The following is a 12,570-nucleotide window of genomic DNA, read 5'->3' as shown; positions in this document are numbered from 1 at the left end:
AACCGGGCAGGGCGTGATGGATATTGTATTTATAGAGCAACTTACTGTAATCACCACTATTGGTGTTTATGACTGGGAACAAACCATCTCCCAGAAGCTGGTATTTGATATCGAGATGGCATGGGATAATAGCCTGGCCGCCAGCAGTGATGATGTAACTCATTGTTTAAGCTATGCAGATGTCAGCGAAGCGGTAATCAGCCACGTATCTGGCGGCCGTTTTGCATTGGTGGAACGTGTTGCTGAAGAGGTTGCACAGCTTTTGTTAAGCCGCTTTAACTCACCGTGGGTGCGTTTAAAAGTTAGCAAGCCAGGTGCTGTTGCACAGGCCGCTAATGTTGGCGTGGTGATTGAGCGTGGCGTTAATCTTAAACTCAGTAAATAAGTTCATCATAGTTAAACCAAAAGTAGGTAGCTTGGTCTTAACTGTGATCTTTTGCGGCAGATGCCGCTTTTTTAACGTTTGTTTTTGGGGTTAGAGGATTTTTTTAATGAGCGATCTGCACTCGTTGGTTATTGCCGCGATTCTTGGTGTCGTTGAGGGGTTAACGGAGTTTTTACCCGTCTCGTCCACCGGCCATATGATTATTGTTGGTCATCTTCTGGGATTTGAAGGTGATACCGCGAAAACATTTGAAGTGGTAATCCAGCTTGGTTCGATCTTAGCTGTTGTGGTGATGTTCTGGCGCCGCCTGTTTGGTTTGATTGGCATTCATTTTGGCCGCCAACCGCATGAAGGCACTGGAACAGGGCGTTTGTCGCTGATCCATATTTTGCTGGGTATGGTGCCTGCTGTGGTTCTGGGGCTGGTCTTCCACGATGCCATTAAATCTCTCTTTAACCCTATAAACGTCATGTACGCATTAGTGGTCGGCGGCGTATTGCTGATTGTGGCTGAAGTGTTCAAACCTAAAGAGCCGCGTGCTGAAGGCGTAGATGACATCACCTATCGCCAGGCGTTTGCAATTGGTTGCTTCCAGTGCTTAGCGTTATGGCCTGGTTTTTCACGCTCTGGTGCGACAATTTCTGGTGGGATGTTAATGGGCGTTAGCCGTTATGCAGCATCTGAGTTCTCCTTCCTGCTGGCGGTGCCAATGATGATGGGTGCCACGGTGCTGGATGTGTATAAGAGCATCGGTTTCTTAACCATGGCTGACCTGCCAATGTTTGCCGTTGGTTTTATCACGGCATTCATCGTTGCGCTGATTGCGATTAAAACCTTCCTGCAAGTTATTAAACGCATCTCCTTTATCCCGTTCGCAATTTATCGCTTTGCGGTCGCAGCAGTGGTTTATTTCGTATTCTTCTAAATTTCTCCACTCACTAATAAAAAAGCCACTCATATTGAGTGGCTTTTTGTTTGGCGTCTTCGTTTGTGGCAGATTTCTATCAGCTAACGGATGGTAAAGGCGTGGCCAACCCCGCTTCTTTTTTCCATGCTTCCACGGCGGCAATACGGCGGCGAGTTAATTCATCACGAATCGCCGGGCCGCTGAAACCATCATCAATCACTTCTTTATTGGTGACGCTTTGCGCCGCAACCCATGCGGCACGCAGCAACCTGCCTTGAGGGTAATCACTGGCTTCAAAACCGGTGCGCCCACGAGCATCGGCTTCACTGGTTAACGCCACCTGTTCGACGCGCTGTGGTTTGCGCCATGCGTCGATGGCATCGAATAATTTGATGATGGTTTTGGGTTGCAGGATTGAAATCGTATGAATCAGATCGTGATATTCGGCAACCAGTTTGGCGAGGTCCCGAATTTCATTCGGCACACGCATGCGCTGGCATAGCCGTTCGACAAGTTTTACCCCTGCCGGGCCATGCCCATGGTGACGCGGCCAGAACTCTTTTGGCGTGAGCCCTTTACCGAGATCGTGGCACAGCGTGGCAAAGCGTACGTCAACGTCCGGGCTGAGCTGAGCGGCAATCGACAGCGTCATCAGTACGTGAATGCCGGTGTCGATTTCCGGATGCCACTTTTCAGGAGCAGGCACACCGAACAGCGCGTCGATTTCCGGGAACAGGACTTTCAGCGCACCGCATTTGCGCAGCACATCGAAATAAACTTGTGGGTTACGGCTGGTGAGGGCGTTTTCAGTCTCTTTCCAGACGCGTTCCGGTGTGAGGTGCTCAAGCTCGCCGTTCGCCGCCATCGCAGACATTAGAGCCTGAGTTTCCGGGGCAATCTGGAAATTGAGGTGAGCATAACGTGCAGCAAAGCGCGCAACGCGTAAAACGCGTAGCGGGTCTTCATTGAAAGCTGGCGACACATGACGCAGAAGGCGCTTTTCGATATCGGCACGCCCGTTGTAAGGGTCGATAAATTCGCCGTGTTCGTCCTGGGCAATCGCGTTGATGGTTAAATCACGGCGCAGCAAATCTTGCTCAAGCGTGACATCAGGCGCGGCATAACAGGTAAAACCTGTATATCCCTGGCCTGATTTACGCTCAGTACGCGCGAGTGCATATTCTTCACGTGATTTAGGGTGCAGAAATACCGGGAAATCTTTCCCTACCTGCTGGTACCCAGCATCAAGCATCTCTTGTGGTGTTGCACCAACAACCACCCAATCTTTATCTTTGACCGGTAATCTCAACAACCCATCACGTACTGCACCACCGACCAGATAAATCTTCACGCTTTAATGCCCCTGCATCCAATTACGATAATACGTAAGTGTAGGATACAGGGTTGCAGATTAGTTCATCCAGCGATCTTTCTTCTTGCGGCTTGGGATCATGTGAGGCAGCAACAGGCCGAGCAGAAGACCGAAACCAGCGACACCGCCGCCATACATAAACCACTGCATGATGATGGCACGTTGCTTGTCATCCAACTGAACATTCGCAGCATCGACTTTCTTCTTTGCGACGATTAGTTGGTTTTTAAGTTGTTGATTTTCTTCTTTAAGACCGGTAATTACGCTGTCGCTCTGCGCGACTTTCTGCTGCATTTCAGCCGTGCGCTGATTCCAGGTGGTATCGATATTTGTGAGCTTGTCAGTCAGCGTCTTAACCTGGTTTTCCAGGTCCGGCACACGCGTACGCAGGCTTGGATTGGTGCTCAGTTGCGCCAGTGGGATCCAGGAGGTACGGCCATTACTGTCGCGCACCTGGCCATATTTAGTTTCTTCATTGCTTTGCAGCAAGGTCACTTCTTCGCCCGCATTTACGGTGCCAAGCAAGCGGTAATTATCCCCAGGACCACTACGCACCCAGGTGTTCAATTCGTCAGATACATAACGTTTTTCATCGGCATGAGCCACTACGGAAACGCTAAGGGAGAGCAAAGTAAGGCAAATTAGGCGGAATTTGTGCATGATTTCGTCGTTATTGTCATAAATAGTGGAACGATAGTAGTGGCATCAGTCTGACGGCGCAATCCGTAAACCTGAATGAGAATCATCCTGGTGTGAATTTGACCAATTGCTCACAGCTTATGGCACGTCAAAATGCGCGCCACTCATGGTAATTTGGCGAAAAATATTATCTACTGACAGCTATTAAGATACTAAGTTCGCCGGGCTTTAGCTCGATGTGACCCAACTAAAAGTAAAAAGACGATGACTCAGGAAATCGAACTCAAATTTATTGTTAATCCAACTGAACTGGATTCTCTTCGTAACACATTAAATTCGCTGGAAAGCCAGCATAGTGAACCCCGCCAACTGCTCAACATCTATTATGAAACTGCCGACAACCAGTTGCGCCGTCATGATATGGGTTTACGCATCCGTGGCGATAATGGCCGCTATGAAATGACGATGAAAATCGCAGGCCGTGTCACTGGTGGGCTGCACCAGCGCCCGGAATATAATGTTGAGCTTAGCAAGGCTGAGCTTGACCTGTCGCTGCTGCCAAAAGAAGTCTGGCCTGAAGGCCTTTCCCCGGACGATTTGCAATCCCAGTTAAACCCACTTTTTAGCACTGATTTTGCCCGTGAAAAATGGGTGGTAACGCACGGCAAAAGCCGTATCGAACTGGCGCTGGATCTCGGTGAAGTGAAAGCGGGTGAACTGGCCGAGCCATTGTGCGAGCTGGAGCTGGAATTACTCGAAGGCGAAACGGCAGACGTTTTAGCTTTTGCAAAGCAACTGGTCGCTCAACCGGGTTTACGCCAGGGTAGCCTGAGCAAAGCCGCGCGCGGATACCATCTGGTGCAGGGAAATATGGAAAGAGAAATTAAGCCATTAACGGTATTACGCGTTCCCCCGAAAGCGACGGTTGAACAAGGGCTGGAAGGTTCACTGGAACTGGCGCTTAGCCACTGGCAATACCACGAAGAGCTGTGGTTGCGTGGCAACGGCAAAGCGAAAGCACAGGTTCTGGAAGCGGTTGGCCTTGTGCGCTACGCACTGGCGCTGTTCGGCGGCATTATTCCACGCAAGGCGAGTACGCAAGTTCGTGAACTGGTCGCAACTTACGAAACCATGCTGGCCTCTAACCTAAAAGCGCAGGAGCTGGCTTTCAGCGCCGAAAGTAGCCAGGCCAAACGGGCGCTGACCGAGTGGCTGGTAGGGCGTCAATGGCAGAAATTCACCGACGAAAAAGCTAACGTCAAACTGGCAGGTTCGTTTAAGCGTTTTGCGGATACCCATCTTTCGCGCCACGCCGCAGAACTTAAAGAAACTTTCCAGCGCCCGTTAGGTGACAGCTATGCTGATCAACTGCCGCGTCTGGCGCGTGAAACTGGCTCTATCCGTCTGCTGGCAGGCGTTTATGAAGATGCGAAAACGCAACCGTGGTTGGACAACTGGCAAGGGCTGCGTCATGCCATTGCGACGCGCCAACAAGTAGAAATCGAACATTATCGTAATGAAGCTATTGCGCAGGCCCCATTCTGGCTGCATAGCGGAAAATAATCCCCGTCATACTTTGAGTCGCAGGGTTGTTGGCCGCAGGAACTCACCCAGTCACTTACTCTTGTAAGTTCCTGGGGATTCGTTCCCTTGCCGCCTACCTGCAACTCGAATTATTTAGGGGATACTGTTAACAAGGGATACGACCATGATGTCGCAAGCGCCACTATTACAGCAGCATTTGCAGGCGGCGCTGGCGCGTCTGCCACAAGAGATTGACCGCCAGACGCTAAGCCCTGAGGCTCAGGCTGTGCTGGCGTTTAGTGATTTTGTTTGTGACAGCATGGCGGCGCATCCTGCATGGCTTGAGGAATTACAGCACTCAGCGCCGCTTGCCGACGAATGGCAGCACTATGCGGCCTGGCTGCAGCAAGAGTTGCAGGGGGTCGATAGTGAGTCCGCGTTAATGACCGCGCTGCGCCTGTTTCGCCGCCGTATGATGGTGAGAATTGCCTGGTCGCAGGCATTGCAGCAGATGCCGACTGAAAGCTCTCTCCAGCAACTGAGTGCGTTGGCAGAAACGCTGATTATCGCCGCCCGTGACTGGCTTTATGCAGCATGCTGCCGTGAGTGGGGCACGCCGTGTAACCAGGCGGGTGTCGCACAACCGCTGATGATTCTTGGTATGGGCAAACTTGGTGGCGGTGAGCTGAACTTCTCCTCCGATATCGACCTGATTTTTGCCTGGCCGGAAAACGGTTCTACCCAGGGTGGGCGCCGTGAACTGGACAACGCCCAGTTCTTCACACGCCTCGGCCAGCGCCTGATTAAAATCCTCGACCAACCGACACAAGACGGCTTTGTTTATCGCGTCGATATGCGCCTGCGCCCGTTCGGGGACAGCGGCCCGTTGGTGGTGAGCTATGCCGCATTAGAAGACTATTACCAGGAACAAGGCCGCGACTGGGAACGCTACGCGATGGTTAAAGCTCGTATCATGGGCGATAACGACGATGTGTGGAGTCAGGAGCTGCGCAACATGTTGCGGCCTTTTGTCTTTCGCCGTTATATCGATTTCAGTGTGATCCAATCCTTGCGCAATATGAAAGGGATGATCGCCCGTGAAGTCCGCCGCCGTGGGTTGACCGATAACATTAAACTTGGCGCGGGCGGCATTCGCGAAACCGAGTTTATCGTTCAGGTATTCCAGCTGATTCGTGGCGGCCGCGAGCCCTCTTTGCAGTCACGTTCGTTGCTGCCGACCCTTAAAGCTATTCAACATTTGCACCTGCTGCCAGAAGGCGATGCCGTCAAACTGAATGAGGCCTATTTATATCTTCGCCGCCTGGAAAACCTGCTGCAAAGCATCAATGACGAACAAACTCAGACGCTGCCTGGGGATGAGCTGAACCGCGCTCGCCTTGCATGGGGCATGAACGCGCAAACCTGGGATGAACTGCAAGAAACGCTGCAACAGCATATGAGTGCCGTGCGCCAGGTATTTAACGAGCTGATTGGCGATGATGAACCGGAACCGGGCGAGGATAAACTCTCTGAAGCGTGGCGTGAGCTGTGGCAGGACGCATTGGACGCTGATGCGAATACGCCAGTGTTGGAGCATTTAACGCCGCAAGCGCGTGGCGAAGTACTACGTCTGGTAAGTGATTTCCGCCAGGATACTGACAAGCGCACTATCGGGCCGCGTGGCCGTCAGGTGCTGGATCAACTGATGCCACGCTTGCTGTGCGAGGCTTGTTCCCGCAGCGATGCGCCGTTGCCGTTGTCGCGCTTAACCCCGCTGTTGCTCGGCATTGTCACTCGTACCACCTATCTTGAGCTGCTTACAGAGTATCCGGGAGCGCTTAAGCACCTGATCACGCTATGTGCTGCGTCGCCAATGATTGCCAGTCAACTGGCACGTTATCCGCTGCTGCTGGATGAATTGCTAGACCCGAATACGCTTTACCAACCGACCGCCACCGACGCCTATCGTGATGAACTGCGCCAGTATTTGCTGCGCGTTCCTGATGACGACGAAGAACAGCAATTGGAAGCGTTGCGTCAGTTTAAACAGGCGCAACTGTTACGTGTGGCGGCGGCTGACATTACGGGCACGTTGCCGGTGATGAAAGTCAGTGATCATCTGACCTGGCTTGCCGAAGCGATGATCGATGCGGTCGTCCAGCAAGCCTGGGCGCAAATGGTCTTGCGATACGGCCAGCCAAAACACTTACAGAACCGTGAAGGGCGCGGGTTTGCGGTGGTCGGTTATGGCAAACTCGGTGGCTGGGAACTCGGCTACAGTTCCGATTTGGATCTTGTTTTCCTGCACGATTGCCCGTCGGATGTGATGACTGATGGTGAGCGTGAAATTGACGGTCGCCAGTTCTATTTACGCCTCGCGCAACGCGTTATGCACCTGTTTAGCACACGAACCTCATCGGGCATTTTGTATGAAGTCGACGCGCGTTTGCGCCCGTCGGGTGCCGCTGGCATGCTGGTGACTACCGCCGAAGCCTTCGCTGATTATCAGCAAAATGAAGCCTGGACCTGGGAGCATCAGGCCCTGGTGCGCGCACGTATTGTCTATGGCGATCCGCTGCTTAAGCAGGAATTCGATGCAATTCGCCGCAAGATTTTATGTGTGCCGCGTGAAGGTCAAAAACTCCAGAACGAAGTGCGTGAAATGCGCGAAAAAATGCGTGCGCATCTGGGAGGGAAAACCCGTGAACGCTTTGATATTAAAGCCGATGAAGGTGGTATTACCGATATCGAATTTATCACTCAATATCTGGTTTTACGTTATGCGGCGCAGGCTCCAAAATTGACGCGTTGGTCTGACAATGTGCGCATTCTGGAATTAATGGCGCAAAACGACATCATGAGTGATGACGAAGCGAAAGCGCTGACGCATGCTTATGTCACGTTGCGCGATGAACTTCATCACCTGGCATTGCAAGAGCTGCCTGGAAACGTGGCAATGGATACATTCACTCAAGAGCGCGAGCAGGTATTAACAAGCTGGCACAAATGGCTGAGTGAGCCGCAAACACGCGCATAAGATTAATTGTGATATTATCCGCGACAAAATTTTATCCCTCTCTGGAGAGTCAGGAATGAAAGTAACGCTGCCCGAATACAGCCGTGCAGGCGTCATGGTAGTTGGTGATGTGATGCTGGATCGCTACTGGTATGGCCCTACGAGCCGCATCTCCCCGGAAGCTCCGGTGCCAGTGGTGAAAGTCGAGAATATTGAAGAACGCCCTGGCGGCGCGGCTAACGTGGCAATGAATATTGCTTCGTTGGGTGCCAATTCTCGGCTGGTGGGTTTGACGGGCATCGACGATGCCGCGCGGGCACTCAGCCAGACGCTGGCCGGTGTGAACGTTAAGTGCGATTTCGTTTCGGTCCCGACTCATCCGACAATCACCAAACTGCGTGTACTTTCCCGCAACCAACAGCTGATTCGCCTCGATTTCGAAGAAGGCTTTGAAGGCGTTGACCCGGAACCTTTGCACGAGCGTATTAGCCAGGCTTTGCCACACATTGGCGCGCTGGTGCTTTCTGACTACGCAAAAGGCGCGCTGACAAGCGTTGAGCATATGATTAGCCTTGCGCGTGCGGCCAATGTGCCAGTGCTGATTGATCCGAAAGGAACAGACTTTAATCGCTATCGCGGTGCTACGTTGTTGACGCCAAATCTCTCTGAATTTGAAGCGGTTGTTGGCAAGTGTAAGAACGACGAAGAGCTGGTGGAACGAGGTATGAAGCTAATCGCTGAATACGATCTTTCCGCTTTGCTGATTACTCGTTCCGAACACGGTATGACACTGCTTCAGCCTGGCATCGAGCCGTTCCATTTGCCGACTCAGGCACAGGAAGTTTACGATGTGACCGGTGCGGGTGATACGGTAATTGGTGTGCTGGCGGCAACGCTTGCTGCGGGTAATTCGCTGGAAGAAGCATGCTACTTTGCCAATGCGGCAGCAGGTGTAGTTGTTGGCAAACTGGGTACTTCTACCGTTTCGCCAATTGAGCTGGAAAACGCTGTGCGTGGGCGTGCTGACTCAGGCTTTGGCGTTATGACCGAAGCAGAGCTGAAAGTGGCTGTGGCTAACGCACGTAAGCGTGGTGAGAAAGTCGTGATGACTAATGGCGTATTCGACATTCTCCATGCAGGCCATGTTTCGTATCTGGCGAATGCACGCAAACTTGGCGACCGCCTGATTGTTGCGGCAAACAGTGATGCTTCAACCAAACGCCTGAAAGGTGAAACCCGCCCGGTAAACCCGCAGGATCAGCGCATGATCGTGTTAGCAGCACTGGAAGCGGTAGATTGGGTGGTACTGTTTGAAGAAGATACTCCGCAACGCTTGATTGGCGAGATCTTGCCTGACCTGCTGGTCAAAGGTGGCGATTACAAACCGGATGATATTGCCGGGAGTAAAGAGGTCTGGGCCAACGGTGGTGAAGTGATGGTGCTGAATTTTGAAGATGGTTGCTCGACGACAAATATCATTAAGAAGATTCAAAGCCACGAGGCATAAGCCAGACGCACATTGCAAAGACGCCCCTGACGGGGCGTTTTTTACATCTGCGGTTCGGTTGGCGGCGTCACTTCTGGTGCAGTCTGAACGCTACGATTCTCAAGCTCGGTTAAACGCTGTTCCAGTAAAGCCAGTTTTTCACGGGTACGCAGCAACACCTGAGTCTGCACATCAAACTCTTCACGGCTCACCAAATCCAGACGAGTTAACTGCGACTGCAAAACCTGGCGAACTTTTTTCTCGACATCATCCCCGAATTCACGAATCCCTTTCGGCATTGACTCGTGGACCTGGCGTGCGATCTGTTCAATTTTTTTCGGGTCAATCATAGCGGCTTCCATAATCTTACGGGATTGTCTGCCTTAATTGTAATGCCTGCATGGCAGGTTAGAAACCCGAAATGTTATAAGGTTTGCCGTTGCCAGAGAAAATCATCGGCGTTATAGTAAGTCTGCTTATTCTCAGGGCGGGGTGTAACTCCCCACCGGCGGTAAATCAGCGAACGCTGAAAGCCCGCGAGCGCTCCAGAGCAATCTGGAGGTTAGCAGATCCGGTGTAATTCCGGAGCCGACGGTTATAGTCCGGATGGGAGAGAGTAACGACTAAGCTCAAGCTTTTAAGCCTGCTCACGTTATTTTTATAGCTCCTAAGACTGCCCTGATTCTGGTAACCATAATTTTAATGAGGTTTTTTTACCATGAATCAGACGCTCCTTTCTGCATTTGGCACCCCTACACAGCGCGTAGAACACGCTCTTGAAGCACTACGTGAAGGCCGCGGGGTTATGGTTCTTGACGATGAAGATCGCGAGAACGAAGGTGACATGATTTTCCCTGCGGAAACCATGACCGTTGAGCAAATGGCTCTGACCATTCGCCACGGCAGCGGTATTGTTTGCCTGTGCCTGACTGAAGAACGCCGTAAACAACTCGAATTGCCAATGATGGTTGAGAACAACACCAGTGCTTATGGCACCGGGTTTACTGTGACTATCGAAGCTGCAAGTGGTGTAACTACCGGTGTTTCTGCTGCAGACCGTATTACGACTGTGCGTGCCGCGATTGCTGATGGCGCAAAACCAAGCGACCTGAACCGCCCGGGCCATGTGTTCCCGCTGCGTGCTCAGCCTGGTGGCGTGTTAACTCGTGGTGGTCACACTGAAGCAACCATTGATTTGGTAACGCTTGCTGGTTTTAAACCGGCTGGTGTTTTGTGTGAACTGACCAACGATGATGGCACCATGGCGCGTGCACCTGAGTGCATCACCTTTGCTCGCCAGCACAATATGGCTGTTGTAACGATTGAAGACCTGGTGGAATACCGCCAGTCTCACGAACGCAAAGCAAGCTAACTAGCGAGCTAAAAAGCAAAAAGCCCGGTTATTACACCGGGCTTCTTTTTTAGCCGATTCCGTTGCTTTGCAGCAGTGTCAGGCTAAACCCCATCACCGCCATACCGCAAAGCACACCGTAACTTGGATTGTTATGTGGATCGATTTCTTTAGCGAGTGGCATTAGTTCATCAACTGACAATGCCACCATAATGCCTGCTACGGCGGCCATAATGGCAGCCATTAAAACTGGCGAAATCATCGGGCCTAAAATCAGCCAGGCGAGTACACCACCGAGAATTTCCGCAAGTCCCGAAATCCCTGCCCAGAAGATGGCTTTGCGTTTTGAACCCGTAGCCGCGTAGACCGGGCCCGCCACGGCCAAACCTTCAGGAATATTGTGCAATGCTACTGCGAGCGCAATCCCCATCCCTAATTCCAGGTTACTACTGGCAGTTACAAACGTTGCTACCCCTTCAGGGAAGTTGTGCAAGCTAATACCCAGCGTCAGCAGCAATGCGGTGCGGCGTAAATTACGCGGCTGTGGCTTGCTGTCCATCAAATCTTGCGGATGTGCATGGGGTAGGGCGCGATCGAGTGCGAAGTAGCCCAGCAAACCCAGCATAAACATGCCATAACCCAGTACCGGCGACATCCCCTCGGTATGGAGTGCGGCAGGCAGCATCTCCATTAAAGAGATAAGCAGCATAATGCCCGCTGCAAAGCCGAGGGAAAATGCCAGCACACGGTTTGATGGCTTCTGGCCGAGCACGCCAAGAAAAGCACCAATGAAAGTGGCTCCCCCTGCTAATAGGGTCAGGATCAAGGGTACTGACATGTATCACTCCTTTTGATAATGATTCTCATTCATATTAATGGGCGATGTGATAAAAATCGAGAGCCAGTTGAGAAGCTTTACACATCGCTTACATTCAAATTTCCTGAAGATCTTCATCATTCTTATCTGAGTTCTTCATAGCGTAAAAGCGCGTACTGTAGTTTTCATAAACTGAATGACCCGATTAAAGGACACCACCATGACAACTCAACGAATGCCTGCGCTCTTCCTCGGACACGGTAGCCCAATGAACGTGCTGGAAGATAACCAATATACCCAAGCCTGGCGTCATTTGGGAGAGACGTTACCGCGCCCAAAAGCTATTGTGGTGATATCTGCGCACTGGTTCACTAAAGGCACGGGTGTGACTGCAATGGAAGCGCCAAAAACTATCCATGATTTTGGTGGTTTCCCGCAGGCCTTGTACGATACTCATTATCCGGCACCGGGTTCCCCTGAGCTGGCACAACAGTTGGTCGATTTGATGGCCCCCGTTCCGGTGATGCAAGACAAAGAAGCCTGGGGGTTTGACCACGGCTCCTGGGGTGTACTTATTAAAATGTACCCGAATGCTGATATTCCAATGGTGCAGCTCAGTATCGACAGCACGAAACCGGCGGACTGGCATTTTGAAATAGGCCGCAAGCTGGCGACATTGCGCGATCAGGGCATCATGCTCATTGCCAGTGGTAACGTGGTTCATAACCTGAGAACTGCGCGCTGGCACGGTGAAAACACGCCATATCCGTGGGCAGAATCATTTAACCAATACGTTAAAGACAATCTCACCTGGCTTGGGCCGGTAGCCGAGCACCCATTGGTTAACTACCTGGAACATGAAGGTGGATCGTTATCTAACCCAACAGCGGATCACTACCTGCCACTGTTATATGTTCTCGGGGCATGGGATGGTAAAGAGCCAGTTACACTGCCGACAGACGGTATTGAGATGGGATCGTTGAGTATGCTTTCTGTGCAGATTGGCTAACTTACCCGTCATACTTCAACTTGCAGAGGTGTTGGCTGAGCTCACTCACCCCAGTCACTTACTC

General features: G+C 51.7%; 10 protein-coding genes, 1 pseudogene and 1 riboswitch. Of the genes and pseudogenes, 7 read left to right on the top strand and 4 right to left on the bottom strand.

Annotated elements, in window-relative coordinates; all coding sequences use genetic code 11:
• Positions 1-16 precede the first annotated feature (16 nt).
• Together folB and bacA are read left to right on the top strand one after the other, a co-directional pair.
• Entirely contained in the window at positions 17-385 is a 369-nt protein-coding gene (folB, locus tag GC128_RS21405) for a bifunctional dihydroneopterin aldolase/7,8-dihydroneopterin epimerase (protein ID WP_151995992.1), read from the top strand.
• Positions 386-438: 53 nt separating this feature from the next.
• A pseudogene (gene bacA / locus GC128_RS21400) lies at positions 439-1,310 on the top strand (undecaprenyl-diphosphate phosphatase); the annotation flags it as partial.
• 79 nt (positions 1,311-1,389) lie between these two features.
• Here bacA and GC128_RS21395 read toward each other — a convergent pair.
• Both GC128_RS21395 and GC128_RS21390 read right to left on the bottom strand, forming a co-directional pair.
• The gene (locus tag GC128_RS21395; protein WP_151995990.1) at positions 1,390-2,643 is read right to left on the bottom strand and encodes a multifunctional CCA addition/repair protein; all 1,254 of its coding nucleotides are present in this window, start codon (positions 2,641-2,643) and stop codon (positions 1,390-1,392) included.
• A gap of 60 nt (positions 2,644-2,703) precedes the next feature.
• Positions 2,704-3,324: a TIGR04211 family SH3 domain-containing protein gene (locus GC128_RS21390; RefSeq protein WP_064516062.1), complete on the bottom strand. Its 621-nt coding sequence runs from the start codon at positions 3,322-3,324 to the stop codon at positions 2,704-2,706.
• Positions 3,325-3,567: 243 nt separating this feature from the next.
• Between GC128_RS21390 and GC128_RS21385 the strand changes: the two genes are divergently transcribed.
• From GC128_RS21385 to hldE, 3 genes are all read left to right on the top strand, one after another.
• The gene (locus tag GC128_RS21385) at positions 3,568-4,866 is read left to right on the top strand and encodes a CYTH domain-containing protein (protein ID WP_151995989.1); all 1,299 of its coding nucleotides are present in this window, start codon (positions 3,568-3,570) and stop codon (positions 4,864-4,866) included.
• A gap of 145 nt (positions 4,867-5,011) precedes the next feature.
• Positions 5,012-7,864, top strand: a complete 2,853-nt coding sequence (gene glnE, locus GC128_RS21380) for a bifunctional [glutamate--ammonia ligase]-adenylyl-L-tyrosine phosphorylase/[glutamate--ammonia-ligase] adenylyltransferase (RefSeq protein ID WP_193216294.1) — start codon at positions 5,012-5,014, stop codon at positions 7,862-7,864.
• A gap of 55 nt (positions 7,865-7,919) precedes the next feature.
• Positions 7,920-9,350 (top strand): bifunctional D-glycero-beta-D-manno-heptose-7-phosphate kinase/D-glycero-beta-D-manno-heptose 1-phosphate adenylyltransferase HldE, encoded by a 1,431-nt coding sequence (gene hldE, locus GC128_RS21375; RefSeq protein ID WP_151995988.1) that lies wholly within the window; start codon positions 7,920-7,922, stop codon positions 9,348-9,350.
• Between the two features lie 41 nt (positions 9,351-9,391).
• Here hldE and ubiK read toward each other — a convergent pair whose 3' ends face one another.
• Positions 9,392-9,679: a ubiquinone biosynthesis accessory factor UbiK gene (gene ubiK / locus GC128_RS21370; RefSeq protein WP_151995987.1), complete on the bottom strand. Its 288-nt coding sequence runs from the start codon at positions 9,677-9,679 to the stop codon at positions 9,392-9,394.
• Positions 9,680-9,803: 124 nt separating this feature from the next.
• Positions 9,804-9,951: riboswitch (FMN riboswitch) on the top strand.
• A 96-nt stretch (positions 9,952-10,047) separates the two neighbouring features.
• On the opposite strand from ubiK, the gene ribB reads away from it, so the two are divergent.
• Entirely contained in the window at positions 10,048-10,701 is a 654-nt protein-coding gene (ribB, locus tag GC128_RS21365; RefSeq protein ID WP_151995986.1) for a 3,4-dihydroxy-2-butanone-4-phosphate synthase, read from the top strand.
• Between the two features lie 49 nt (positions 10,702-10,750).
• On the opposite strand, the gene zupT is transcribed toward ribB, so the two are convergent.
• Complete coding sequence (zupT, locus tag GC128_RS21360) at positions 10,751-11,518, bottom strand: zinc transporter ZupT (RefSeq protein ID WP_064516072.1); 768 nt, start codon at positions 11,516-11,518, stop codon at positions 10,751-10,753.
• Positions 11,519-11,717: 199 nt separating this feature from the next.
• On the opposite strand from zupT, the gene ygiD reads away from it, so the two are divergent.
• Positions 11,718-12,506, top strand: a complete 789-nt coding sequence (gene ygiD, locus GC128_RS21355; RefSeq protein ID WP_151995985.1) for a 4,5-DOPA-extradiol-dioxygenase — start codon at positions 11,718-11,720, stop codon at positions 12,504-12,506.
• Positions 12,507-12,570 lie beyond the last annotated feature (64 nt).

Origin of the sequence: Buttiauxella massiliensis, from assembly GCF_902500225.1 — a bacterium.
GTDB lineage: Bacteria > Pseudomonadota > Gammaproteobacteria > Enterobacterales > Enterobacteriaceae > Buttiauxella > Buttiauxella massiliensis.
Note: the sequence above shows the minus strand (reverse complement) of the source record. Positions and strands in the feature narration are given on the sequence as shown.